The organism is Pseudomonas sp. LBUM1656, from assembly GCF_059716065.1.
In genome coordinates this window covers 279,181-305,069 of the sequence record NZ_CP166800.1, presented here as the reverse complement: position 1 = coordinate 305,069, position 25,889 = coordinate 279,181, and the positions used below count along the sequence as shown (strand labels likewise).

Below are 25,889 nucleotides of genomic sequence, written 5' to 3'. Positions count from 1 at the left end.
TGAACTGTCGACAAGCGGATACAAAGAAGCCCGCAGTCCTTTCGGGCTGCGGGCTTCTTGATGAACGGCGGGGATAAACTTGAGCCTCAGTCGTTTTTCAACCGACTCAGGCTGTTACAACCCCACTCACTCCTTGTGCGGCGCCGGTTGCTGTTGGGTAAGGCAGTGGATGTTACCGCCTCCCAGTAACAGTTCGCGGCCCGGCACCATCACCACCTCGTGCTGCGGGAACAGACCCTGCAAAATTTCTTTCGCCGGACCGTCCAGCGGGTCGTCGAAACTCGGCGCGATAATGCCGCCGTTGACGATCAGGAAGTTCACGTAGGAACCGGCCAGACGAACGGTCGGATTACGCTCCTGAGTCCCGTCCACCGGATCCACGCCAGCGCACTCTTCCTCGGTCGCATACAGCGGCCCCGGGATCGGCATCTTGTGCACCGTGAATGAGCGACCCTTGGCATCGGTGCTGCTTTCCAGCACTTTCATTGCCGCCTGGCAGCGTGGGTAGTTCGGGTCCTGTGGATCATCGGTCCAGGCCAGCAACACCTCGCCCGGACGTACGTAGCAGCAGAAGTTATCCACATGGCCGTCGGTTTCGTCGTTGAACAGACCGTCCGGCAGCCAGATGATTTTATCCACAGCCAGGTGGGCGCTCAGCACCGCTTCGATTTCCCCACGGTTCATGTGCGGGTTGCGATTGCGGTTGAGCAGGCATTCTTCGGTGGTGATCAGGGTACCTTCGCCATCGACGTGGATCGAACCACCCTCGAGCACGAAGCCTTCGGTGCGGTAGCGCTGGCTGCGCTCGATCTCGAGGATCTTGCCGCCCACCTGCGAATCGCGATTCCACGGCGAATACAGACCACCGTCGAAACCGCCCCACGAATTGAAGTCCCAGTTCACACCACGGACTTCGCCACTGTTATTGATGACGAACGTCGGACCCGTGTCGCGAACCCAGGCGTCATCGCTGGACATCTCGACCACACGAATATTCGGTACGTCGAGACGGGCGCGGGCGTTTTCGTATTGGCCGGCGGATACCGCCACGGTCACCGGTTCAAAACGGGCGATGGCCTTGGCCACGGCCACGTGCGCGGCTTGCGCAGGTTTGCCGCCCAGGCGCCAGTTGTCCGGGCGTTCAGGCCAAATCATCCAGGTTTGGGTTTGTGGCGCCCACTCGGCAGGCATGTAGAAGCCGTCGGCGCGCGGGGTGCTGTTTAAAGTGGTCATGCGATCAGGACTCCAGGGAACCGTCGAGGGTTTTGATCGCATTGTATAGGTTCGGGCGACGATCACGGAATGAACCCCACGCACTGCGAATGTGCTCCAGTTCGTCGAGGTCGAAGCTGTGAACCAACACGCCTTCTTCGGTCTTGTCGAGCTCCTGAACCTTCTCGCCGAACTGGTTCGCGATGAACGACGAGCCGTAGAAGGTGATGTCGTAGCCGTCCTGCTCTTCGTTGCCGATGCGGTTGCTGGCAATCAGCGGCATCAGGTTGGCGCCGGCATGGCCTTGTTGCACGCGTTGCCAGTGGTCACGGGAGGAAATGGTTTTGTCGTGCGGCTCGCTGCCGATGGCCGTCGGGTAGAACAGAATTTCTGCACCCATCAACGCCATGCTGCGGGCGCACTCCGGGAACCACTGATCCCAGCAGATGCCCACGCCGATTTTCGCGTACCGGGTGTTCCAGACTTTGAAGCCGGTATCGCCCGGGTTGAAATAGTACTTTTCGTGGTAGCCAGGGCCGTCCGGGATGTGGCTTTTACGATAAATCCCGAGGTTGCTGCCGTCGGCATCGATGATCGCGATGCTGTTAAAACGCGCGCGGCCGGCCAGTTCATAGAAGCTGATCGGCAGCACCACTTGCAGTTCCTTGGCGACTTTCTGGAAGTGCTTGATGGCGACGTTGTCTTCGACCGTCGTGGCCAGTTGCAGGTAGTCCGGGTTCGGCTTCTGGCAGAAGTACGGCGCCTCGAACAGTTCCTGGATCAGGATGATCTGCGCGCCTTTGGTTGCAGCCTCACGGACCAGTCTTTCAGCGGTCTCGATATTGGCTTCAAGGTCCCAGGAACAGGCCATCTGGGTGGCGGCGACGGTAACGATACGACTCATGAATCATCTCCGGGCAAGTGCTGATGGGTCGAGTGTGGTCTCGACCGATGACAGAAACGGGAAGCACGGGCATGACGAGTCACGCCGTGGGCAATGGCGACTTTATAGCCGATAAAAATCGGCTTTAAAAGCGATTAGTCTTCCATCTGTCTATTTTTAAGCACTTAAACCCGATAAAAATCGATATTTTGTCGACGGTTGGGATATCGCCTTCGCGGGCAAGCCCGCTCCCACAGGTTTCGTGTCGCACGTGAAACCCGTGTATGACATGGACCTGTGGGAGCGTGGCTTGCCCGCGAAGGCGATTTCAAACCTTACAACCCTTCTGCCAACACCTTCGCCAGCATGTCGACAAAGAAATCCACACTCCGTCGCGAGGTCACCATCGGCGGTTTGATCTTGAGCACGTTCAGGTAGTCCCCCGTCGGCTGCATGAAAATCCCCAACTCCCGCAAGCGATCACACAACGCCGCAGTTTCTTCAGTCGCCGGTTCCAGGGTTTTGCGATTGCGGACCAGTTCCACGCCCAGATAGAAACCAGAACCATGCACCGCGCCCACCAGTGGATGAATATCGATCAGCGCTTCGAGCCGCTCCTTGAAATACCCGCCTACCACCTGGGCGTTTTCCCAGAGCTTTTCTTCTTCCATCACATCCAGCACCGCCATGCCTATCTGGCAACTCACCGGGCTGCCACCGGCCGACGAAAAGAAGTAACCCTCGGCCTCCAGTGCCTCGGCGATTTCCCGGCGGGTGATCACCGCACCCAGCGGCTGGCCGTTGCCCATGCCCTTGGCCATGGTGATGATGTCCGGCACCACGCCTTGCTCTTCGAAGCCCCAGAAGAAATGGCCCATGCGCCCGTAACCGACCTGCACTTCATCGGCGATACACACACCGCCCTGCGCTCGAACCAGCGCATAGACCTGTTTCAGATAACCCGGTGGCAGCGAGATCCCGCCGGCATTGCCGTACACCGGTTCGCAGATGAACCCGGCCAACTGGCGTTTCTGCCCGGCGATTTTCGCCAGGTTGTGTTCGACGCTGCGCACGTAGTCCGGCGCGCTGTCGAGGCCACGGAATTCGCCGCGATAGATATTCGGCGCGGTCACCGGGTGCACCCAATCGGGACGGCTGCTCAAGGCTTTCGGGTTATCGGCAATCGATGTCGAAACCGCGTCCGCGCCTACCGTCCAGCCGTGATAGGCCTCCAGCACGCTGATCATGTCGCGACCGCCGCTGTAGGCCCACGCCAAACGGATCGCCAAGTCGTTGGCCTCGCTGCCGCTGTTGACCAGGAACACCCGGTCCATGCCCTCCGGCGACAACTTCAGCAAACGCTCGGAAAACTCGGCCACCGCCGCGTAGTTGAAGCGCGAATTGGTGTTGAGCAACGACCACTGACGGCTGGCAACCGCCGCCATGCGCGGATGACCGTGGCCAAGCACCGCGACGTTGTTGAGCATGTCGAGGTAGGAGCGGCCCTGCATGTCGATCAGGTGATTGCGCCAGCCGCGTTCGATGCGTGGCGGGTCGACGTAATAGTGCTTCTGGGTGCGCGCGAAACTGGCATCACGACGCGCCAGCAGCGTCTGCGAATCGAGCTCTGCTTCAGCATCGCAAGCCAGCCCCAGCAACGCCGCCGGTGAGGGACACAACGCTTGCCATGCCGCAGCGCGAGACGGCGTGCAAAACAACGGCGCATCGAACGAAGTGCCTCGGCTCAACTGCACGATCAATGGTCCGCTGACCGCGCCCAGCACTTGGCCTTTGACCAGCGCCGCACCTGTGTGCAGCGACGGCGTCACGCCCCACAAGCGCACGCTCAATTGCGGACCGTCCAGTTGCAGCACACCCGCCGCCGGCTGATGAACCACGCCGGCAAACGGCGATTCCACCGCCGTGCCGTTTGGCACTCGCAGCTCCACGTGCAAGGGGCACGTGTCTGGCTCGGAGGCGCTATCCGATTGGGTGCGCGACAAACGATATTGACCATAACGGCTGGCCGCCAGACCGTGCGCCGCAGCGGCTTCAGTCAGCAAACGCTGATCAACTCCCTCCTGCTCCCAGTTACCCGCCTCGAAATGCGGGCTCAGCACGCCCAGATCAATCAAGGCAAACTCACGCCCCACCAAGCTCGGCAGCAATGGCGCGAAACCTTCGCTGCCAATACTCGGCAGCGCCTGGCCGACCGACGTCAGGATCGCCGCTTCCATCAATTCCAGCGGCAGCGACGTGGCCACGCGGAAGATCTCCCACTCGTGGGTCAGGTTGTCGCGGCTGTAATCATTGCCTGGATCGATGCTGACCTGCTGTTCACCGCTCAGCACCAGCACCGCCGCACGCGCGACGATCAACGGCCACAGCGCCAGCAGCTCTTCATGGGTGAGCGGATTGACGGCGTGATACGCCTGCACCGCCGGCAAGATATAGAACGGATCGCCATCAGCGTGATGCAGCAACGCCGCGCAGGTGACCGACAGATCGGTAATGCGCCAGGTGCGGATCAGGTCGCCGAAGTCGATCACGCCCTGCAACTGCCACTGACGTTGCGAATCGCGCTGCCAGACCACGTTATCGTCGGTGATGTCCATGTGAATCGCCTGCACCGGCAGCTTTTCCACCAGTGGCTGCAAATGACGCTCGGCCCGTTCCGCCGCTTCGGCGATCAATTGGCGTTGCGCATCATCCTTGATCACCGGCAGCAAATGACCGATCAACGCATTGGCGTGGCGGGCGTCCCACTGCAGCGTGCGCTCAAGGCCCGGATGCTCGAATGCCGCCAGCGCCAGGTCCATTTCGCCGCAGAGTCGACCGAAACCGGCCACTACCGAACCGGGCAGATGATCGAGGTGTGTCAGCGACTGACCTTCGATGTAATCGAGCAGGCGCACATGCACGGCCTGACCACCGACTTCCAGGGTGAGCAGGTCCGCACCGTTTTTTGCCGGGATCACTCGCGGCACATGCACACTGGATTGTTCACCCAACTGCTTGAGCCCGGCATGCTGGGCTTGCAGCTCCAGCGCCGAATAGTCGCCCCGGCAGATTTTCAGGACGAAACGCCCCCGGTCGCTGTCGACCCGGAAGTTGAGGTCCTGCTGGCTGCCCAGGGCGTGCAACCTGCCGCTCAGCCCGTAATGCCCCTCCAGCAGCTTTAGCGCTTGCTCCGCAGACACTTGCGGGCTGGGCAGACTGGCGCGGTGAATCAACGTGGCGAGCGGCATACAACGACCCCTGAAGTTTTATTAGGCGCTTATATCGCCACCGCTTGAGGCGATACGCAACCCCTCTCCAGACCAGCCGATCAATACCTCGCTGTCACATGAGGGTCGTCACCACTCGCGCCGGCCGGCACTTTGCGCAAGAATGTCGGCCATCAAAGCCTATTGCTGGAGAAAGGACATGAATGTAGTCACCACCGACCTGCCCGGTGTTCTGATCATCGAACCCAAGGTATTTGGTGACGAGCGCGGTTTTTTTTATGAAAGCTTCAACGCCAGGGCTTTTGAAGAAGCGTCTGGCCTGGCCACACAGTTTGTTCAGGACAACCATTCCCGCTCGCGAAGAGGTGTACTGCGCGGCCTGCATTACCAACTGGAAAACACCCAAGGCAAATTGGTGCGCGTCACCGCCGGTGAAGTGCTGGATGTGGCGGTGGACATTCGTCGCAGCTCGCCGCATTTCGGCAAATGGGTCGCCGTGCGCCTGTCCGCCGACAACCATCGCCAACTCTGGATCCCGGAAGGTTTCGCTCACGGATTTGTAGTGCTGAGTGAATTTGCCGAGTTTCTTTACAAAACCACCGACTATTACACACCGTCGGCGGAGCGCAGCATTCGTTGGAATGACCCGGACCTGGCCATTGACTGGCAGCTGGAGGAAGCTCCGCAACTGTCCGGCAAGGATCAGGCCGCTGCGTTCTTCAAGGACGCTGACGTCTTTTCCTGAATGCCTGTCTGAAACTGCGTTTTCAGGAACGACTTGACCCAAGGTGCGCAGACTGCGCCCTGAAGCGTAGGCATAATGCGCCTGTACCCACAGGCGCTCGATGCTCATGACTCCGACCCTCCCTCCCCGACCCCGCTGGCGCAGCCTCGCACTGCTTGCACTGTGCCTGGCGCCGTTGCTGTGGCCGCTGGAGCATCTGGCCGAGCGTTATTACCGCAGCGAACTGGCCGGGCAAAACCGTCAGACCCTCGACCTGTACGTCGCCAACCTGCTGGGCACGCTGCACCGTTATGAAGTGCTACCGCAGATCCTCGGCGATCTTCCGGCCCTGCGCGCGGTACTCGGGGCGCCGGACGACAGCGTCACCCAAGGCAATGCCAATCGCCTGCTGAAGAACATCAGCGCCCAGACCGGCGCCGAAGTCATGTACCTGATGGACACCACCGGCAAGACTCTCGCAGCGTCGAACTGGGACAAGCACGACAGTTTTGTCGGGCGCAATTTTTCCTTCCGGCCGTATTTCAGCGAAGCCATGGCCGGACGGCTCGGGCGCTTTTTCGGTTTGGGGACAACTTCGGCCAAACGCGGCTATTTCTTCGCCGCCGCCGTGCGCAATGGCGAGAAGGTCATTGGCGTGCTGGTGGTCAAGGTCGACCTGGACCACACCGAAAGCCTCTGGGGCAAAACCCCGGAACAGCTGCTGCTGACCGACCATAACGGCGTGGTCATCCTCACGTCTCGGCCCGAGTGGCGGTTCCGCTCGACCCGGCCCTTGAGCGAAGAAGAACGCAAAGCGATCACCGCGATTCAACCGTACCCGACCCGCGACCCGAAACCGTTGAGGCTCAACCCCAACGCCTGGTTGACCCAAACCCAGCAGATCGCCGAAACCGGCTGGAACGTCAGCATTCTCGCCCCGCGCACCCTGATCGATCGCCCGGTGCGTACGGTCGTCGCCATTGGCGGCGCGACGTTGCTGGTGTTGATGCTGCTGCTCGGCCTGATGATGCAGCGCCGCCGCCATTACCTCGAACGCATCGCCTTCGAAGCCAAGGCCCGGCGCGAACTGGAAGGCCGGGTCGCCGAGCGGACCAGCGACCTCGAAGGCCTCAACCGTCGACTGAAACAGGAAGTACTGGAGCGCGAACATGCCCAGCAGGAACTGGTGCGCGCCCAGGACGACCTGGTTCAGGCCGGCAAGTTGTCGGCGCTGGGGACGATGTCCGCGAGCATCAGCCACGAATTGAATCAACCGCTCGCCGCCATTCGCAGCTACGCGGAAAACGCCGAAGTGCTGCTCGACCATCAGCGCACCGACGACGCCCGCGGCAACCTCAAGCTGATCAGCGAACTGACCGGGCGCATGGCGTCGATCATCGCCCACTTGCGTGCCTTCGCCCGGCGCGATCGCCATGCGCCGGAAAGCGTCGCCCTGCAACCGGCGCTGGATGACGCGCTGGCGTTGCTGGCCAAGCGCCGGCGCAGCATGGAAGTCGAGTTGATCCGCGATTTGCCGGCGGCCACGTTGTGGGTCGAGGCCGGAGAAACCCGTCTGCGCCAAGTGCTCGGCAACCTGTTGGCCAATGCCCTCGACGCGCTGACCGAAAAAGGCCCACCGCGTAAACTCTGGTTGAGTGCCCAATCCACCACGGACGGCGTCACTTTGTACATTCGCGACAACGGCCCCGGCTTTTGCATGGAAGCCCTTGGTCGCGCCAGCGAGCCCTTCTACACCACCAAGACCCGCACCCAGGGGCTTGGCCTGGGGCTGGCGATTTGCGAAACCCTGATGCGTGCCTTCGGTGGTGAACTGTCGTTCGCCAACCACAAGGAAGGCGGCGCCCTGATTACCCTGAAGCTGCGCGCAGGCGCGCCGGGTGTGAGCCTGCAACCGTCCGAGGACCGAAGTGCATGACCATCGATAACCGTGTCCAGGTCGTGCTGATCGACGACGATCCACACCTGCGTCAGGCCTTGAGCCAGACGCTGGACCTGGCGGGCCTGAAAATCCTGCCACTGGCCGAAGCCAAGGGCCTGGCCGGGCAACTGGAGCGTGACTGGCCGGGCGTGGTGGTCAGCGACATCCGCATGCCGGGCATGGACGGCCTTGAACTGCTGACCGAACTGCATGCTCAGGACCAGGAGCTGCCGGTGCTGCTGATCACCGGCCACGGCGATGTGCCGCTGGCCGTGCAGGCCATGCGCGCCGGCGCTTATGATTTCCTGGAAAAACCCTTCGCCAGCGACGCACTGCTCGACAGCGTGCGCCGCGCCTTGGCCTTGCGCCGCTTGGTGCTGGACAACCGCAGCCTGCGCCTGGCCTTGAGTGACCGTAATGAACTGAGTACCCGACTGGTCGGGCAATCGGCGCCGATGTTGCGCTTGCGCGAGCAAATCGGTGCGTTGGCGGCCACCAAGGCCGACGTGCTGATCCTCGGCGAAACCGGTGCCGGCAAAGAAGTCGTGGCCCGGGCGTTGCACGATTTATCCAGCCGTCGCAGCGGCCCGTTCGTGGCGATCAACGCCGGGGCATTGGCCGAATCGGTGGTGGAAAGCGAGTTGTTCGGTCACGAGCCGGGCGCGTTCACCGGCGCGCAAAAGCGCCGCATCGGCAAGTTCGAATTTGCCAACGGCGGCACGTTGTTTCTTGATGAAATCGAAAGCATGAGCCTGGATGTGCAGGTGAAATTGCTGCGTTTGCTGCAAGAACGTGTCGTCGAGCGTTTGGGCGGCAATCAGCTGATCCCGCTGGACATCCGCATCATCGCCGCGACCAAGGAAGACCTGCGCCAATCCGCCGATCAAGGGCGCTTCCGTGCCGACTTGTATTACCGCCTGAACGTCGCGCCGCTGCGTATTCCGCCGCTGCGCGAGCGCGGCGAAGATGCGCTGATGCTGTTCCAGCATTTCGCCGACGAAGCCAGCACTCGCCACGGTTTGCCGCCCCATGAACTGCAACCGGGGCAGCGCGCCCTGCTGCTGCGCCACACCTGGCCGGGCAACGTGCGGGAACTGCAAAACGCTGCCGAACGCTTTGCCTTGGGCCTGGAGCTGGCGCTGGATAACAACACGCCGGAGGGGGCTGCCGGCAGGCCGGTCGACGTAGTCAGCGGCGGCCTGAGCGAGCAGGTGGAAAACTTCGAGAAATCGTTGATTGCCGCCGAACTGGCCCGCTCTCACAGCTCGGTGCGCAGCCTCGCCGAAGCGCTCGGCATTCCGCGCAAGACCTTGCACGATAAGCTGCGCAAGCACGGCCTGAACTTCGCCGACGGTGGCGCCAGCAGCCACACCGACGAACTCGATTGAGCTACCGTCAAACCATCATCTTCAAACAAGAGGCCCGTGTATGACCCGCGACAGTCGTCACCTGGAATCAGTCCTCCATCGCGATATTCCGTTGACCCGGGACATGGGCCTCAAAGTGCTCGACTGGCACGACCAGCAACTGCGCCTGCACTTGCCGCTGGACGCCAACGTCAATCACAAAAGCACCATGTTCGGCGGCAGCCTGTATTGCGGCGCGGTGCTGGCCGGTTGGGGCTGGCTGCATTTGCGCTTGCATGAAGAAGGGATTGAAGGCGGGCACATCGTGATTCACGAAGGGCACATCACTTATCCGCTGCCGGTGACCATGGACGCGATTGCGATTTGTCAGGCACCGAGTGCGGTGGTGTGGAAGAAATTTCTGGCGACGTATCAGCGATACGGGCGGGCGCGATTAACGTTGCATTCGCGGATCGTCAATGCCGATAGCGATGACGATGCGGTGAGGTTTAACGGGCAGTACGTCCTTCACCGCTAACGCAAAAGAACGCAGCCTCGTTTCACTCGACAGCTGCTACAGGGGGCGCGTTTCTCTGTAGCAGCTGTCGAGTGAAACGAGGCTGCGTTCTTTTGATCTTTACGCCCGCGCCAGCTCCAGCAGTTTTTCGCGCCACGCAGCCTTCGCCGGCAACGCCAAAAAGAACTCATTCAACAACGATTCCCGCGCCGGGTAACAAAACGGCTTCCCACTCAAATCCAGCACTTCACCACCCGCCCCTTCCAGCACACCTTGAGCCGCCGCCGTGTCCCACTGCGAAGTCGGCGCCAGGCGCGGATAACAATCCGCCGCGCCCTCTGCCAACAGGCAAAACTTCAATGAACTGCCGATATTCGCCAGTTGCAGCTCACCCAGACTGGCGCTCAATCCGGCCAGCAAACGCTCCTGCTCGGGGCTTGAATGCCGACGGCTGGCGACGACGGTAAATTCGCCCGGAGCCGGGACATTGCGAACCTGAATTGGCAACGCTTCTGCACCTTTATCACCCCGCCACGCGCCCAGACCGGCACCACCGACATAAAACCGCCCGTTGGTCGGCGTCGACACCACGCCAAACACCACCCGGCCTTGCTCGATCAGCGCAATGTTGACGGTGAACTCTTCGCTGCCGGAGATGAACTCCTTGGTCCCGTCCAACGGATCGACCAGCCACCAGCGCTGCCAACCGGCACGCACGCTCAAGGGAATGTTGGCGTCTTCTTCGGACAGCACCGGAATGCTCGGGTCCAGCGCCGTCAGCCCGTCCAGAATCAGATGGTGGGCTGCGAGGTCCGCCGCCGTGACCGGGGAATCATCAGACTTCGCAGTAACCGCCACGCCCGTGCGCCAGAACGGCAGGATCGCTTCGCCAGCCTTCAACGCCAGTTCAATCACCGGCGCCATCAACGGATGAGGGAAATTCATGGCAGAAATACCCCACGCTGAGTCAGCAGATCACGGGCCAGGTACAGCGCCGCCAAGGCACGGCCCTCAGTGAATCGCGGGTTCTGCGCCAGAGCCGACAGTTCGCGCAGGTTGATCTTGTCCACGCCCATCGGCTCGGGCTCGTCGCCTTCCAGGCTTTCTTCGTACAGGTCGGTGGCCAGCACCACCTGGATCTTCTGGCTCATGTAACCGGGCGACAACGACAACTCGGTCAGATGCTCCAACTGCCGCGCGCCATACCCGGCTTCTTCCTTGAGCTCGCGCTCGGCTGCCGCCAGCACGTCCTCGCCCGGCTCGATCAAGCCCTTGGGCAACGACAGTTCATAGGCATCGGTGCCGCCGCAATACTCTTCGACCAGCACAGCGTGATCGGCATCAAGCATTGCCACGATCATCACCGCGCCATACCCGGCGCCTTTACCGACCAATCGCTCGTAAGTGCGCTCCACGCCATTGGAAAAGCGCAGTTTCAGCTCTTCGACGCAGAACAAACGGCTGGTGGCGACGATCTCGCGGGCGAGTACGGTGGGTTTCTGGCGCATGAAAGGCTCCTTGGCGTAAGCGGGTTACTATACCCGGCCTATCCTGATTGTTGACCTCGGATATCTTTTTTACCGCTGGAGAAGTTTTTTATGTCCCTGCTGCCCTGGCGCGACATCGACACCGTTCTGCTGGATATGGACGGCACGCTGCTGGACCTGCACTACGACAACCATTTCTGGATGGAGCACCTGCCTCAGCGTTACGCCGAGTTGCACGGGGTCAGCCGGGCCATGGCCGAGATGGAATTGCAGCCCTTGTTCGAACGCAACGCCGGGCAGTTGCAGTGGTATTGCCTGGATTTCTGGAGCACCGAGCTGAAGCTGCCGGTGCGTGAACTGAAGCTTGAAACCGCCCACCTGATCGCCCTGCGGCCCGATGCGGATACGTTTCTGGCGGCGATCAAACAGGCGGGCAAACGTGTGGTGATGATCACCAATGCGCACCGTGATTCGCTGTCATTGAAACTGGAAAGGATTGAACTGGCGCCGTACTTCGAGCGGTTGATCAGCTCGCATGACTACGGTTTTCCCAAGGAAAATCCGCAGTTCTGGGAGGCGTTGCAGGCCGACATCGGTTTCGACCCGGCGCGCAGTCTGTTTATCGACGATACGTTGCCGATCCTGCGCAGTGCGCGAAGTTTTGGCGTGGTGCATCTGTTGGCGGTGAGCGAGCCGGACAGTCGCAAGGGGCCGAAGGACACGGCGGAGTTTGCGGCGGTGGGGGATTATCAGGAGTTGATTGCCGGGCTTTAGACCGAGTTGCCTGCATCGCGAGCAGGCTCGCTCCTACATTAAAAATTCAGTGAACACAGAGTTTGTGTACGAAGAAGATCCAGTGTGGGAGTGAGCCTGCTCGCGATTGCGGTCTCAAGGCTTACTCAGGAATCCGCAACGACTGTCCCGGATAGATCTTGTTCGGATCCTTGAGCATTGGCTTGTTGGCTTCGAAGATTTTCTGATACTTGTTGGCATCGCCATACACACGCTTGGAAATGGCACTCAGCGTGTCGCCCTTCTCAACCGTGACAAACTTCGCAGGTGTGGCCACCGGTCCGGTCACCGTGATCTGGTCATCCACACCGCTGATACCGGCCACGTTACCCAGTGCAAGAAGGATCTTTTCCTTCTCTTCCTGGCTGGCGGCTTCGCCGGTGGCGATGATTTTTTCACCCTCGACTTTCACCTGGATCTTGGAAGTGTCGATCCCCGTCAGCGCATCCTTTACATGCTTGGTCAACGCCTCGCTGTTGGCTTCAGCCTTGTCCGGCGTCAGCGCATCGAGAATTTTTTCACCGGCTTCTTTTAGAAAACTGAAAAGGCTCATCGTTTGCTCTCCTTGGGGTTTTAGGTTCCAGACGCAAAAGCCTAGACCAAGCTTGCAACCCCCGGTTCCAACCCGACCAATGACGTTGATCCGGCGCAAGCGCTAGAATCCCCTCCCTCACCGCGCCCTGGAGCGAAGATGGACATCAAGCAGCTCAAATTCCTCATCGCCCTCGACGAAACCCGCCATTTCGGCCAGGCCGCCGCGCGCTGTCACATCACCCAGCCGACCCTGTCCATGCGCCTGCGCAGCCTCGAAGAAGAACTCGACCTGCCGCTGGTCAATCGCGGCCAGCGCTTTGAAGGCTTCACCGCGCCGGGCGAGCGCGTGTTGGCGTGGGCGCGCACGGTGCTGGCGGCCTACGACGGCTTGCAGGCCGAAGCCGCCGCCTGTCGCGGCAATCTGGTCGGTACGTTGAGATTGGGCGTGGTGCCGCTGTCGAGCTTCGATCCGCTGCCTTTGATGCAACGCCTGCACGCCGAACACCCGAATCTGCGCTTTGAACTCTCGGCCCTGAGTTCCGAGCAAATTCTCGAACAACTGGCGAACAATCGCCTGGACCTCGGCGTGTCATATCTGGAGCGTCTGGACAACGAACGCTTCGATTCCCTGGCCTTCAGCGAAACCCACATGGGACTGCTCTACGATCAGCGCTTCTTCAACTTCGGCGAGGCGCCGCTGAGTTGGGAGTCCTTGATCGAGTTGCCCCTGGGTATGCTCACCAGCGGCATGCACTTTCGCCAGTCCATCGACCACAACTTCCACAGCCGCGGACTGACCCCACAACCGCTTTTGCAAACCGATGCCGTCCACCAATTGTTACAAGCGGTGCACGGCGGCCTCTGCTGCGCGGTGATGCCTTTAGAGGGCGGCCTGGAAAACCTGACCGATCACTTGCGTCTGCAACCCATTGAAAACGCAAAGACCCTTGCCCGGCTGGGGCTGATCATGCGCCGCAGTGCCCCAAGATCAGCCTTGGCCGAAGCCTGTTTTGCGATCTATCAACAATCGTTGACGGCTTCTTGATCGACGCCATCTATCAACGGATCAGTAATAGCGATTAGACGTGACAACTTGACGCGCATAGGCTTAAAGCTGACTAAACCGTCGGTGATGCCTCATGAACACCAAGCGCCCTGTTTGCGCGGCACCAGCCACTGAAACGCCCGCGCCCGCCGCCAGCCAGACGTACAGTTACAGCGACCTTCAATACACCGAATCGGCCAGCACCGCGCTCGCCGAGGAAGTCGCGTTGGCGATTGCTTATAACGGCATTAGTCAGGCTGTGATGCTGGTAACGCCGACGGACCTGGAAGACTTCATTGTCGGGTTCAGCCTTGGCAGCGGCATCATCGAAGACGCCTCCGACATCTATGACCTGCAACTCAGCGGCTCTGGCTCGGCGCAATACGCGCAAGTGACCATCGCCAACCGCGCGTTCTGGAACCTCAAGCAACAGCGCCGGCAAATGGCTGGCACCAGCGGTTGCGGGCTCTGTGGCGTGGAGGCCGTTGAGCAGGCGTTACCAGACCTCAAGGTGTTGGCCGGCGCGCCCTTGCCGCCCGCCGAGTGGCTCGATGGTTTGCGTCAGCGTATCGGTGCATTCCAGCCACTCGGTCAGCACTCCGGTGCGGTGCACGCGGCGGTGTTCATGAACGGTCAGGGCGAATTGCTGCTGGGCCGCGAAGACATCGGCCGGCACAACGCCCTCGACAAACTGATTGGCGGGTTGATTCGCCAGAAGATCCCGACTGAAGGCGGCCTGGCGATTGTTACCAGCCGTTGCAGCCTCGAATTGATCCAGAAAGTGTTGCGCGCAGGCATCCAGACCCTCGTCAGCCTGTCGTCGCCCACGGGCCTTGCCGTGCAATGGGCCCGTCGCCATAACCTCAACCTCATCCATCTGCCCCAGAAGAATGCACCGCGGGTCTACAGCCCGGCATTGGAGAATCAAGCGTGAGTCAACACCGTCAAGCCGACCAGAAACCCGTCCCTCGCTACAAGCCCTACAAAGGCCCGGCCGGTGGTTGGGGCGCATTGGCCAGCGTTGCCCGAGCCTGGTTGACCAGTGACAACGCGCTGAAAAACCTGCGCATGATGCTCAAAACCAACAAGAACGGCGGCTTCGACTGCCCCGGTTGCGCCTGGGGCGATTCCAACGAAGCCGGCATGGTGGCGTTCTGCGAGAACGGCGCCAAAGCGGTGAACTGGGAAGCGACCAAGCGGCGTGTCGACGGCGCATTCTTCGCCAAGCACAGCGTCAGCTCGTTGCTGGAACAGAGCGACTATTGGCTCGAGTATCAGGGCCGTCTGACCGAGCCGATGAGCTACGACGCCGAAACCGATCGCTACAAGCCGATCAGCTGGGAAGCGGCGTTCGCCTTGATCGCCAAGCATTTGCAGGGCCTGTCGAGCCCGAATCAGGCCGAGTTCTACACCTCGGGCCGCGCCAGCAACGAAGCGGCGTATTTGTATCAGTTGTTCGTGCGCACCTACGGCACCAACAACTTCCCCGACTGCTCGAACATGTGCCACGAGGCCAGCGGTGTGGCATTGGCGCAAAGTGTCGGTGTTGGCAAAGGCACCGTGACCTTCGACGACTTCGAACATGCGGATGCCATTTTTGTCTGGGGCCAGAATCCGGGCACCAACCACCCGCGGATGCTCGAACCCCTGCGCGAAGCGGTTAAACGCGGCGCTCAGGTGGTGTGCATCAACCCGCTGAAAGAGCGCGGCCTGGAACGCTTCCAGCACCCGCAACACCCGATCGAAATGCTCACCAACGGCGACAAACCGACCAACACCGCTTACTTCCGCCCAGCGCTCGGCGGCGACATGGCAATCATGCGTGGCATGGCCAAATTCCTGCTGCAATGGGAGCGCGACGCGCAGAAGGCGGGTGAGCCTGCGGTGTTCGACCACGACTTCCTCAATGAACACAGCGTCAACGTGCTGGAATACCTGGGCACCGTCGACGACACCTCATGGGAGCAGATCGTCGAGCAGTCCGGCCTGCCCCTGGTGGAAATCGAGCAAGCGGCGCGCATGTACGCCAAAGGCAAAAACGTGATCATGTGTTGGGCCATGGGCATCACCCAGCACCGCCATTCGGTGGCGACCATCCAGGAAATCGCCAACCTGATGCTGCTGCGCGGCAACATTGGCCGGCCGGGCGCCGGTCTGTGCCCGGTGCGTGGCCACAGTAACGTGCAGGGCGACCGTACGATGGGCATCAACGAGCGTCCGCCGGTGACCTTCCTCGACTCCCTGGAGCGGCGCTTCCAGTTCAAGGTGCCGCGTGAAAACGGGCACAACGTGGTCGAGGCGATCCACGCCATGGCCGACGGCCGCGCGAAAGTCTTCATCGGCCTGGGTGGCAACTTCGCCCAAGCCACCCCGGACAGCTCGCGCACCTTCCAGGCCCTGAGCAATTGCGACCTGACTGTGCAGATCAGCACCAAACTCAACCGTAGCCATCTGGCCCACGGTAAAGACGCGTTGATCCTGCCGTGCCTGGGCCGCACCGACATCGACATCCAGACCGAAGGCCCGCAAGCGGTGACCGTTGAGGACTCGTTCAGCATGGTCCATGCCTCCAACGGCCAGTTGCAGGCACTGTCGAATCAGATGCGCTCCGAGCCGTGGATCATCGCCGGCATCGCTGCCGCCGCCCTGGGCAGCAAACCGGTGGACTGGAACTGGCTGGTGGCCGATTACAGCCGTATCCGCGACCTGATCGCCGATACCATTCCGGGCTTTCGCGACTTCAACGAAAAGATCAAAAATCCGGGCGGTTTCTACCTCGGCAACAGCGCCGGTGCGCGCAAGTGGAACACCCCGTCCGGGCGCGCCAACTTCCGGCCAAACGCTCTGCCCAAAGACCTGGTGCACGAACGCACACGCGCCACGGGGGTGTTGCCGGACCTGATCATGCAATCGATGCGTTCCCACGACCAGTACAACACCACGATTTACGGGCTGGATGACCGTTATCGGGGCGTGAAGGGCCAGCGGGATGTCTTGTTCGTCAATGAAGCCGACATCATTCGCCTGGGCTTCAAGCCTGGACAGAAGGCTGACATCGTCTCGATCTGGAATGATGGACGTGAGCGTCGGGTGAAAGGCTTTACGTTGCTGGCGTTTGATATTCCTGCAGGGCAGGCCGCGGCGTATTACCCGGAAGTGAATCCGCTGGTGCCGCTGGAAAGCACCGGGGATGGCAGCCATACGCCGACGTCGAAGTTTGTGGCGATCCGGTTGGAAGCGGCGAGTGAAACCGGATTGATCCTGGCGAAGTCGGCTTAACGCGTCTGCAGGTCTGGCCCCTTCGCGAGCAAGCCCGCTCCCACAGTTAATCTTCGTCGGACACTACACCTGTGTTCACTGCAGATTAAATGTGGGAGCGGCGGTGCGGCGATCCGACTTGCTCGCGAAGGCGGTGGAACATTCAACGAATCTTCCGGATCAGTTACTTTCCAATCGCCCACAAAAAAGGCCGTTTTTTCACAAAAACGGCCTATCCGAAGTAGCTAAAGACCGGCGAAAAACCGTTAAGTTCCGCCCAAAAAACAGCAACTTATAGAAATGTGCTCAAGTCGTGTTACTCGTCGGATTTCGATTGTCACGACCCTGACACAGCCTCAGGATCGCGCCGTCATCCCCTTGAGGTTCCTCTATGAAGTTCTCCTCGATTCTCTTGTTGTCCCTTGGCCTGGTCAGTGGCTTCGCTTCTGCCGGCGGCACCACCGAAGCAGGTGTGGGCGGCGCATTGGGCGGGGTTCTTGGCTCAGTCGTCGGTCAATCGCTGGGCGGCAATACAGGTTCCACCATTGGCGCGGCCCTGGGTGGCGCGGGTGGTAGCGCAGTCGGCGCAGACAAACGCAGCCGTGGCGAAGCCGCCATTGGCGGTGCGTTGGGCGCAGCAGGCGGTAACGTGGTCGGCCGCAGCATGGGCGGCACCACCGGCAGCCTGATCGGCTCCGCAGCAGGCGGCGGCGCCGGTGGCGCGCTGGGTAACTACATGGGCAACAAGAGCGATGAGGACGATGATCGTCGCTCCTATCGCGGCGGCCGTGATGATCGTCGTTACTACCGTGATGGCCATCCGGGCCGTGGTCATGCCTATGGTCATCGCAAACATCACAAGCACAATCGTCATCATTGAGGCCTGAACGGCATCGCTGACCGCTAGAAAAAAAATCGCAGCCCAAGGGCTGCGATTTTTTTGTCCTTTAAACCACCAGGCGTTCCAACGCACCGCGCAACCCGGCAGGAATCGCCACCGGCTGATTCGACGCCCGATCAACAAACACATGCACGAAGCGCCCCGCCGCGCAGGCTTCTTCTTCCCCAGCCTTGAAAACCGCCAGCTCGTATTGCACCGAGCTGTTGCCCAGCTTGCCCACCCGCAGACCGATCTCGATCCGGTCCGGAAAGGCGATGGAGGCGAAGTAATCGCAAGACGAACTCACCACAAACCCCACCACTTCGCCGTCATGGATATCCAGCCCACCGACTTCGATCAGGTAGGTGTTCACCGCTGTGTCGAAAAAGCTGTAGTAGGTGACGTTGTTGACGTGGCCATAGGCGTCGTTGTCGTGCCAGCGGGTGGTGATGGGCTGGAAGTGAGGGTAGTCGGTGCGTTGGGGCATCGGGTTGGACATCAGTGTCGATTCCTGGAGTTGGTTTGCCAGTCTAAGGCGAATACCGCGTTATCGTTCTTCGCGAGCAAGTCGGATCGCCGCACCGCCGCTCCCACATTTAATCTTCTGTGAACACATAGTTTGTGAACGACAGAGCCCCCTTGTGGGAGCGGGCTTGCTCGCGAAGAGGCCTTCAAAAGCGCTGCATCAATCACCTGTCAGCAAACCCCTTACCCGCCACCTCCAACTCGCCAATCAACCGCGCCGGCGTCCAGAGATCACCCTGGCGAGTCTCCAGCGCCATCAAGCGCTGATGAATATCCGCCAGACCTTGCTGGTCCGCCCACGCCATCGGCCCGCCCTTGTCCGCCGGGAAACCGTAACCGTTGAGGTACACCAGATCGATGTCGTGCGCTGACCCGGCAATGCCTTCCTGCAGGATCTTCGCCCCTTCATTGACCAGTGCCAGCAGGCAGCGCTCAAGAATCTCCTCAGGGCTGATCTCGCGACGCTGGAAGCCCAACCCTTCGCTGACCTGCAACACCAGCGCATCGACCTCCGGATCGTGCTCAGCCTGTCGGCTGCCCGGTTCGTAGTGGTAATAGCCATTGCCACTCTTTTGACCAAAACGGCCCAATTCACAGAGACGGTTATCCACTTGAACCTCGGGCGCATCCTGCCCTGTGCCCGCCAGTTCCCGAGCCCGCCAACCCAGGTCGACGCCCACCACGTCGTACATGCGGAACGGCCCCATGGCGAAGCCGAAACCTTGCAACGCCGCATCCACCTGATAGGGATAAGCGCCTTCCAGCAGCATCTTGCGCGCTTCCAGCACGTAGGTATTGAGCATGCGGTTGCCGATGAAACCATCGCAGTTACCCGCTACCACACTGACCTTGCCCATGCGCTTGCCCAACTCCAGTGCCGCATCGAGCACTGCGGTCGAAGTCTGCGCACCTCGGACGATTTCCAGCAACTTCATGATGTGGGCCGGGCTGAAGAAATGCAGGCCCAGGACTTGAGTCGGACGGCGAGTTGCAACAGCAATTGCGTCGATATCCAGCGCCGACGTGTTGCTGGCCAGAATCGCTTCGGGTTTGAGCAGTCCGTCCAGTTCACGGAAGATTTTTTGCTTGAGCTCAAGGTTTTCGTAAACCGCTTCGATCACCAGATCAACCTCGCGGATTGCCGAATAATCAGCTGCCGCCGTGACCCGTGCGATGCGCGCGTCCGCCTCGACCTGATCGATCCGGCCCTGTCGCACATTGTGCGCGTAGGTGTCTGCCACGGTGGCCAGTGCCTGTTCCAGCATCTGCGGATTGTTATCGACCCACTGCACCGGAACGCCGGCATTGGCCAGGCACATGACAATGCCACGGCCCATGGTGCCCGCACCAATCACGGCGGCGCGCTGAATGTTGAACGGTGTCTGGCTCATGGTTGTTCTCTTGTTGGCGATCCAAAGACAGCCTTCACCATAGTCAGCCGCTGGGCATTTTTGAAATTTATTCCTGTGATGAGCAACATTCAGCGGATGGATCTACCCGCGAATACACCAAAGATCCCTGTGGGAGCGTTTCAACTGGGCAGATGCGCTTCAGCCCATTCCCGCACCTCGGCGTATGGATAATTTTCCAATGCCGAAAATCCCGGAATCGAACGCGCCTTCAACTTGGTAAACAACGGCACGCTGATCCCGCACAAAAACCGGGTTACCCGCTCAGCCGACGGTACGTTGCCGGTGTGCTGTTCATGCCTGTGGATAAAATCACCGCACAGCGCTTCGAAGTTTTTATCCACAAGCGCCGGCAATTCCGGCGGCGATGGCAGCCGCGCCACGTGCCCATGACACACCGAACAATGTCCGCACAGACGAGGCGCGTTGTCGTCGCCGAAGTACTCGGCCAGGCGATAGCCCAGGCAATGATCGGTGGCGAACAGATCCAGCATGGCGTGAATCCGCGCGATCTCGGTGCGTTCGTGCTGGGTAAAATAAGCGTGCAGTTCGGCGCTCAGCGCGTGACTGTCGAAATTCGTTTCAAGCACGCTGTAGACCTCAGTCATCTGCTTGCTTTCGAGCTCGACCCAACCCTTCTCCTGGAAGTAATCCAACGCCTTGACCACGCGGTTTCGCTCGGCCTGATGCTGCTCATACAACGCGTCGAAATTCACTGTGGCCCAGGTCCGCGCACGACTGGAAGTCTGGATGATCGCCGCAACGAAATCTTTGCGCTCGCCCTCGAAGCGAGCCAGCAAGGCTTCAGGTTCCTGCAAATACTTAAAACGGTATTCGGCGTAATAGGCGTAACGCGGGGCGATGATCCTGCGTAACTCAAGCTGCACCAGCAAGGTCTTGAGCGGTAATTGACGAATATTGCTCTGATCCGACAGCGGCCCCAGCAGAAATTCCCACTGGCCCTCGGGTGCGGCGGCTTGTAACTCATCAAGCACACAGCGAATGCCATCCAGCTCCGGCGTGTCGCCGTAGACGAAGTTTTCCAGCACGTTGAGGCTGTCGCGATTCGCCAGTACCAGGCAGTCGGATGGTTGCCCGTCACGCCCGGCACGGCCGATTTCCTGGCTGTAATTTTCGATGGATTTGGGCAGGTCGAAATGAACCACGTTGCGGATGTCGCTTTTATCGATGCCCATGCCGAAGGCAATGGTCGCAACAATGCAATTGGACTGCCCGCCCATGAAACGCTTTTGAATGGCTTCCCGTTGTTCGTGGGGTAAACCGGCGTGATAGGCCTCGGCCTGGATGCCATTGCGCCCCAGGTGTTCAGCGATGTGCTCGGCGGTTTTTTGCAGGGTGACGTAGACGATGCTCGGCTGGCCGGGACGTTCGCTCATCCACTCGACCAGACGTCGGCGCTTGTCCTGACCGCGTACCGGCTCGACCAGCAGATTCAGGTTCGGCCTGTAAAAACCCGTGGTCACCACATCTTCCCGCGCGATGGCGAATTTCGCCTCCATGTCCGCGATCACTTTGGGCGTCGCGGTGGCCGTCAGCAGCAGCGCTTGAGGAATGTTGAACTGGCGCTGGTAGTCGGGAAGCTTGAGGTAGTCGGGGCGAAAATTGTGGCCCCACTCCGAGATGCAGTGCGCCTCGTCCACCACCAACAGAGAGATCGGTACCTGCTGCAAGAAATTGCGGAATCGCTCGTTCTTCAGGCGCTCCACAGAGATCATCAAAATCTTCAGTTCGCCGGACTTGGCCCGGGCCATCACATCACTTGCGTCATCACGGCTCTGGGCCGAATCGATACTGCCCGCCGCAATGCCGTGCCGTTGCAGGAAGGCCAACTGATCCTGCATCAACGCCAACAGCGGCGAGACCACCAGCGTCAAGTGCGGCAGCAACAGGGCCGGTAACTGATAGCAAAGCGACTTGCCTGAGCCGGTGGGAAAAATAGCCGCCGCCGATCGCCCGGCCAACACCGCGCTGACCGCCGCCTCCTGGCCAGGCCGAAACTGTGGATAACCGAAAACCTGTTCCAGGGTGTTGTGCATAAGCTGTCACTCCGTTGACCGCTGCGAAGCCCAAAGCCTAGCCGGCAAACGCAGCGAGTCGAGAAAAGGTCGGGGACCAAAACGATACGGGATGATACAGCCTCGCTCCAGGGGCCTTTGCCACAGGATGAAACAAACGAAACACTTTGTTCCTCGCGCAGCCCTTGGATCTGACGTTAAGGTCTTCTCGCACAACCACCGTCCGCGCACTTCACATCACGGCAGGACGCCTGATGAGCGCGGCACTTGAACAAGGAACGACCATGCCTCAAAAATCGTTTTTCGCGACCGCCCTGATCCTGACATCTCTGCTGCTGCACGGCTGCGACAGAATTCCCCAGGAACCACCGTTACTCGCTACGTGCGACACCCTGGAATGCGCAACCCAACAAGCCTGGCGAACATCCTGACGACTGCGGGACACGTGGCTACGGCACCCTCACGGCCACTCGCAGTTGCTCGTTCAACACCTGTTCCTGAAACACCCGGCTCTTGCTCGCCCAAACCGCATGAGCCGGGCTGATTTCGCCGGTGAACGCGGCCGCCAACTGACGCAAATCGGCGACGCTTCGCACGCGGGGGCAGAAGGGTTCGCCGTCGCAGTTCTGACTGGCGCTGCGGTAGGTGGTCAGTAACCGATCCCACAGACCGTCACGCACTTGCCTGACCGACTTGAGCTTCAAATCCTGTACGCCCAGTCGCTGTTTGAGACTCTGTTCGTCCAGCGTTTCACTGGCCAGCAGTGCCTTGCCGAACATCAACACCTCGGCGCGGGACGCAGTGTCCACATTCGCCTGGCTTGTCAGCGCATCGGGCCAACCGGTGCGATCCATATTGGCGAGAATTAACGAATTACCCGTGTCAGCCGCGCCCGCCAAACGACAGACACCCGCCCACAGCAACAAAATCGAGGCCATGCGTAGCCATTGCATACTTAATTCCCTTTAAGCGTTAAGCAGACGTTTTTTAACGTCCTACAGATTCTGACGCGCACCATACAGAGGATTGGTGCGTTGCGCCTGACAAACACGTAGGAAATTCGACCTGTAAGGGAATGGCTGAAAGAAAGCTCGGGGTGTACGTAGGAAAAGGTCGATCTCGCAGGTAAATCCCCTACAAAACCCGTCCATTTGCACTGTATTGCGACGCCTGAACGCACGCCTCTATAGTTTGCGCCGCCGCTGAAAAACAGGACTGACCTCATGCAAGACCGCTATCGCCCGCTCAAAACCAGCTACAGCGAAACGCCCGTATTGGTCATCGACACCGCCGCCAGCACCGGCGCCGTCCTCGACGCCGCTCACCAACGCCTGCGCGCCGCCAGCGACCTGCTCGAAACACTTTATTGCCTGTGCTTCAAACAGGCTGACGTAAAAGACATCCCACATATAGTGAATGCGCTTTATCTGTTAACGCAGGATGGCTGCGAACTTCTCGAAGTTGCAAGACAAAGAACACAACTTTAAAAGCACAAACATAGAAACAACTAACTTCCTCAACTTACAAACAACAAAAATTGGTCTGCAAGCTCTTAAACCAATCAAGAGCACCATAATGACTACATTCACTATTTTCTTCTGCGGCACCGGCTCGACCAAGTTCGACGACACCCATGAAAACTTCTGGGACGGTGAACGGGTCTCCACGCTTGCCTCTCACCCTACCGGCCGCGAGTTCGCCGAATGGATTGTGGTCGACGGTCCCGGCAGCGGTAACCTGCAAGCCGACGACCTATTTACCAAGTTCAAGGATTACGGCCTCAGTGGCTCACTGTTCGGCAAAGGCTGGGAGGCTCCCATCGACGATGCTGCCTACGAGGCGTGGTTCATCGGGCAGGTTCAGGCCAGCATTGATGATCCACGGCCGAGCATTTCCGATGAGGACGCAAGGAAGCTGATGGCGGAAAAGCGCGAGAAAATACATCACGGAATATTCCTATAGAAAGGGCCTATCCGAGGTTCGGCCCGTTCCTACAAGCGGGGACTCTTTGTCGTCTATCGCTGCCTGGTGGCTCATATCTATAGTCGTGACTGTCGCTGCCAAATCAGCGATTTCGGGCTTGGTCACCCGATGGAATTCATAAACGCGTCCGTTGTATGCTGCCGGCACTCAAGTGTCTACACGCTATATGGTGGCTGTGTTTGGGACGCCTTAGGGCGTGCCGGCCTTATGGGTTCCACCGGTTGACCAACCCGAACACAGTCCGCCTCCATCGCTTGGTCACGATGGTGATGGCTTCATCTAGTGCATTTGAGAATACATAAAATGAAAACACGGAATCCGTCCATAAATGATCGCTACCTCCCACTACAAACCAACCTCACCGATTCCCCGCCCCTGATCATCGATACAGAGGCAAACCCTCAGGACATCCTCGAAGCCGCCCTCCAGCGCATCCGAGCTTCCAGCGACCTCCTCCAAACCCTGCATTGCCAATGCTTCAAACACGGCGATGTCGAAGACATCCCGCACATCACCCACGCGGTCTACCTGCTAACCCAGGACGGCTGTGACCTGCTGCAAGTCGCCCAGCAACGCATGATGGACTGGAAAGCACCCGCCTGACGCCGAGTGAAGATCGTTCCCACGCTCTGCGTGGGAATGCCTCTACGGACGCTCCGCGTTCGGCTCTTGGAACGTCGAACTCCGGAGATAACCATGAGCAAATTCTTCGATGAGCTAATGGAAAGCGTGCAACAGATGAACGAAATCATATGCGGTGAGCGTGAGCCTTCCCGCGAATTCCATGTTGATGCGTTGCCAGTCAAAGAATCCCGGGATCAATCGGGTACCTGTATGGAAGCGATCAACAGATGCTCCCTTCCCCCAAAGCCAGACGCCCAATAAGATCCGCGTAAGCCCAACCGGACACTTCCACCATGAACCTCGCCCCCAACTTCCCCGACGACCACACCATGCACCTGCTCATGCAGTTGCTGCACGAAGAGCTCGGCCTGCCCGAACGCAAAACCATCAGCCTCAATACGTCGATCAACTTCGACCTGAGCTGCAATGGCGCTGATGCGCGGAATTTGATGGAAGCGCTGGAAGAACAGTTCGGGATCGACCTCGTGGACTACGACGCCTATCGCTACTTTCAGCCCGAAGGGTTTGATGTGCATCTGAAGCGAAAGGCAAAGGGTCGCGGTGACAAAGTCCCACTGACCATCGGCATGCTTTACCAAGCGGTCAAGGCGCAGCACTGGGACACACAGGAACTGGAAAGCCAATAAAGCAGCTGTAGCAGTTGAGCCAGTCTGCATAACTGCAATTATTCTGGCGCTATCACCCCAGAAGTGAAGGAATACTAGCTGCATGGCCAGAAAAACAGCGCCACTGCTTCCTCGTACAAAACGACTGCTTACCGAGTTCGGCGAACGCCTGAAACTGGCTCGTTTACGTCGAAGGCTGACCGCCAAAATGGTGGCCGAGCGAGCGGGTATGTCTGTCATGACCTTACGCTCACTGGAGTCGGGTGCTGCTGGGGTGACAATGGGGGCGTATCTGTCAGTGATGCAGGTATTGAGTCTGGAGCAAGACTTGAACAAGGTAGGCGAATCCGATGAGTTGGGACGTCGATTACAGGACGCTCAGTTAAGTCGAGCCCCAGGCCAAAAGATCAAAAAACCCAAGCGCGAACAAAGCTCCACAGCCGCCAAAGTAAGCAAACAGTGCGGCTCTCCGACAAGTAGTGTTATTCGTGAATCGGATTACAGCGGGATCGAACTTCACGACTTCCCACTGAATACCCATTCAATGTCCGCTTTACTCACAAGAAAAAAGAAGTCTGAACCCAACACATGGCGAGTCAGGTAGATTGCGGCGTGCATCCGTCTAACACGATGAAGCCCCCCATCGACTACGACGCCTATCGCGACTTCCACCCGCAAGGCTACGATGTGTTCCTCAAACACCGAGCCAAGGGACGCGCCGACAAACTGCCGCTGACCATCCAAATGCTCTACCAGGCCATCAAGGCCCGACGCTGGGACACTCAGACGCTGGAAAGCCTCTAACGTCCGCAGCGCACACCTATAAGGACATAGCGTGGACG

General features: G+C 59.6%; 24 protein-coding genes and 3 pseudogenes. 17 read left to right on the top strand and 10 right to left on the bottom strand.

Annotation, left to right across the window (positions count from 1 at the left end; translation table 11 throughout):
* Positions 1-126: 126 nt before the first annotated feature.
* The 3 genes from aguA to ACA072_RS01365 all read right to left on the bottom strand — a co-directional run bounded on the left by aguA (position 127) and on the right by ACA072_RS01365 (position 5,343).
* Positions 127-1,233, bottom strand: coding sequence for an agmatine deiminase (aguA, locus tag ACA072_RS01375; protein WP_497622631.1), 1,107 nt, complete (start codon positions 1,231-1,233; stop codon positions 127-129).
* Between the two features lie 4 nt (positions 1,234-1,237).
* On the bottom strand, positions 1,238-2,116 hold the full coding sequence (gene aguB / locus ACA072_RS01370; protein WP_497622630.1) for an N-carbamoylputrescine amidase: 879 nt from the start codon (positions 2,114-2,116) through the stop codon (positions 1,238-1,240).
* A gap of 314 nt (positions 2,117-2,430) precedes the next feature.
* A complete protein-coding gene (locus ACA072_RS01365; protein WP_497622628.1) occupies positions 2,431-5,343 on the bottom strand; it encodes an aminotransferase in 2,913 nt (970 codons plus the stop codon).
* Between the two features lie 178 nt (positions 5,344-5,521).
* Here ACA072_RS01365 and rfbC point away from each other — a divergent pair, with 178 nt between their 5' ends.
* The 4 genes from rfbC to ACA072_RS01345 all read left to right on the top strand — a co-directional run bounded on the left by rfbC (position 5,522) and on the right by ACA072_RS01345 (position 9,869).
* Positions 5,522-6,067, top strand: coding sequence for a dTDP-4-dehydrorhamnose 3,5-epimerase (gene rfbC / locus ACA072_RS01360; protein WP_497622627.1), 546 nt, complete (start codon positions 5,522-5,524; stop codon positions 6,065-6,067).
* 106 nt (positions 6,068-6,173) lie between these two features.
* On the top strand, positions 6,174-7,982 hold the full coding sequence (locus ACA072_RS01355) for a sensor histidine kinase (protein WP_497622625.1): 1,809 nt from the start codon (positions 6,174-6,176) through the stop codon (positions 7,980-7,982).
* Entirely contained in the window at positions 7,979-9,373 is a 1,395-nt protein-coding gene (locus ACA072_RS01350) for a sigma-54-dependent transcriptional regulator (RefSeq protein WP_497622623.1), read from the top strand. Before ACA072_RS01355 ends, ACA072_RS01350 begins: the two co-directional genes overlap by 4 nt.
* Positions 9,374-9,413: 40 nt before the next feature.
* Complete coding sequence (locus ACA072_RS01345) at positions 9,414-9,869, top strand: YiiD C-terminal domain-containing protein (protein ID WP_497622621.1); 456 nt, start codon at positions 9,414-9,416, stop codon at positions 9,867-9,869.
* A 99-nt stretch (positions 9,870-9,968) separates the two neighbouring features.
* On the opposite strand, the gene cysQ is transcribed toward ACA072_RS01345, so the two are convergent.
* Both cysQ and nudE read right to left on the bottom strand, forming a co-directional pair.
* Positions 9,969-10,793 (bottom strand): 3'(2'),5'-bisphosphate nucleotidase CysQ, encoded by an 825-nt coding sequence (gene cysQ / locus ACA072_RS01340; protein WP_497622619.1) that lies wholly within the window; start codon positions 10,791-10,793, stop codon positions 9,969-9,971.
* Positions 10,790-11,356: an ADP compounds hydrolase NudE gene (gene nudE / locus ACA072_RS01335; RefSeq protein ID WP_109627374.1), complete on the bottom strand. Its 567-nt coding sequence runs from the start codon at positions 11,354-11,356 to the stop codon at positions 10,790-10,792. The genes cysQ and nudE overlap by 4 nt, the downstream gene beginning before the upstream one ends.
* A gap of 90 nt (positions 11,357-11,446) precedes the next feature.
* On the opposite strand from nudE, the gene yrfG reads away from it, so the two are divergent.
* Positions 11,447-12,109, top strand: coding sequence for a GMP/IMP nucleotidase (yrfG, locus tag ACA072_RS01330; protein WP_497622617.1), 663 nt, complete (start codon positions 11,447-11,449; stop codon positions 12,107-12,109).
* 121 nt (positions 12,110-12,230) lie between these two features.
* Here the strand turns inward: yrfG and lysM are convergent, their stop codons facing one another.
* On the bottom strand, positions 12,231-12,680 hold the full coding sequence (gene lysM / locus ACA072_RS01325; RefSeq protein WP_497622616.1) for a peptidoglycan-binding protein LysM: 450 nt from the start codon (positions 12,678-12,680) through the stop codon (positions 12,231-12,233).
* 138 nt (positions 12,681-12,818) lie between these two features.
* Here lysM and ACA072_RS01320 point away from each other — a divergent pair, with 138 nt between their 5' ends.
* From ACA072_RS01320 to ACA072_RS01305, 4 genes are all read left to right on the top strand, one after another.
* Positions 12,819-13,706, top strand: a complete 888-nt coding sequence (locus ACA072_RS01320; protein WP_497622614.1) for a LysR family transcriptional regulator — start codon at positions 12,819-12,821, stop codon at positions 13,704-13,706.
* A 94-nt stretch (positions 13,707-13,800) separates the two neighbouring features.
* Positions 13,801-14,640: a formate dehydrogenase accessory sulfurtransferase FdhD gene (gene fdhD, locus ACA072_RS01315; RefSeq protein ID WP_497622612.1), complete on the top strand. Its 840-nt coding sequence runs from the start codon at positions 13,801-13,803 to the stop codon at positions 14,638-14,640.
* Positions 14,637-16,985 (top strand): FdhF/YdeP family oxidoreductase, encoded by a 2,349-nt coding sequence (locus ACA072_RS01310; protein WP_497622610.1) that lies wholly within the window; start codon positions 14,637-14,639, stop codon positions 16,983-16,985. The genes fdhD and ACA072_RS01310 overlap by 4 nt, the downstream gene beginning before the upstream one ends.
* A 370-nt stretch (positions 16,986-17,355) precedes the next feature.
* Positions 17,356-17,844, top strand: a complete 489-nt coding sequence (locus ACA072_RS01305; RefSeq protein ID WP_109627361.1) for a glycine zipper domain-containing protein — start codon at positions 17,356-17,358, stop codon at positions 17,842-17,844.
* A gap of 67 nt (positions 17,845-17,911) precedes the next feature.
* On the opposite strand, the gene ACA072_RS01300 is transcribed toward ACA072_RS01305, so the two are convergent.
* The 4 genes from ACA072_RS01300 to ACA072_RS01285 form a co-directional block, all read right to left on the bottom strand.
* On the bottom strand, positions 17,912-18,343 hold the full coding sequence (locus ACA072_RS01300) for an acyl-CoA thioesterase (RefSeq protein WP_497622608.1): 432 nt from the start codon (positions 18,341-18,343) through the stop codon (positions 17,912-17,914).
* Between the two features lie 190 nt (positions 18,344-18,533).
* Positions 18,534-19,760 (bottom strand): 3-hydroxyacyl-CoA dehydrogenase, encoded by a 1,227-nt coding sequence (locus ACA072_RS01295; RefSeq protein ID WP_497622607.1) that lies wholly within the window; start codon positions 19,758-19,760, stop codon positions 18,534-18,536.
* Between the two features lie 140 nt (positions 19,761-19,900).
* On the bottom strand, positions 19,901-21,835 hold the full coding sequence (locus ACA072_RS01290) for a RecQ family ATP-dependent DNA helicase (protein WP_497622605.1): 1,935 nt from the start codon (positions 21,833-21,835) through the stop codon (positions 19,901-19,903).
* Between the two features lie 428 nt (positions 21,836-22,263).
* Positions 22,264-22,767: a polysaccharide deacetylase gene (locus ACA072_RS01285; protein WP_497622603.1), complete on the bottom strand. Its 504-nt coding sequence runs from the start codon at positions 22,765-22,767 to the stop codon at positions 22,264-22,266.
* A gap of 270 nt (positions 22,768-23,037) precedes the next feature.
* Between ACA072_RS01285 and ACA072_RS01280 the strand changes: the two genes are divergently transcribed.
* From ACA072_RS01280 to ACA072_RS01245, 8 genes and pseudogenes are all read left to right on the top strand, one after another.
* Positions 23,038-23,301 (top strand): hypothetical protein, encoded by a 264-nt coding sequence (locus ACA072_RS01280; RefSeq protein WP_497622601.1) that lies wholly within the window; start codon positions 23,038-23,040, stop codon positions 23,299-23,301.
* Positions 23,302-23,389: 88 nt separating this feature from the next.
* A pseudogene (locus ACA072_RS01275) lies at positions 23,390-23,630 on the top strand (hypothetical protein); the annotation flags it as partial.
* Positions 23,606-23,776, top strand: a complete 171-nt coding sequence (locus ACA072_RS01270; protein ID WP_497624931.1) for an antitoxin PaaA2 family protein — start codon at positions 23,606-23,608, stop codon at positions 23,774-23,776. The pseudogene ACA072_RS01275 and the gene ACA072_RS01270, both read left to right, overlap by 25 nt.
* A gap of 324 nt (positions 23,777-24,100) precedes the next feature.
* Positions 24,101-24,400, top strand: coding sequence for a hypothetical protein (locus ACA072_RS01265; RefSeq protein ID WP_497622599.1), 300 nt, complete (start codon positions 24,101-24,103; stop codon positions 24,398-24,400).
* A gap of 93 nt (positions 24,401-24,493) precedes the next feature.
* Positions 24,494-24,625: pseudogene (locus ACA072_RS01260) on the top strand (transcriptional regulator); the annotation flags it as partial.
* 89 nt (positions 24,626-24,714) lie between these two features.
* A complete protein-coding gene (locus tag ACA072_RS01255; protein ID WP_497622597.1) occupies positions 24,715-25,068 on the top strand; it encodes a DUF1493 family protein in 354 nt (117 codons plus the stop codon).
* A gap of 82 nt (positions 25,069-25,150) precedes the next feature.
* Entirely contained in the window at positions 25,151-25,651 is a 501-nt protein-coding gene (locus ACA072_RS01250; protein ID WP_497622595.1) for a helix-turn-helix domain-containing protein, read from the top strand.
* Between the two features lie 38 nt (positions 25,652-25,689).
* Positions 25,690-25,851 (top strand): annotated as a pseudogene (locus ACA072_RS01245) (DUF1493 family protein); the annotation flags it as partial.
* Between the last annotated feature and the right edge of the window lie 38 nt (positions 25,852-25,889).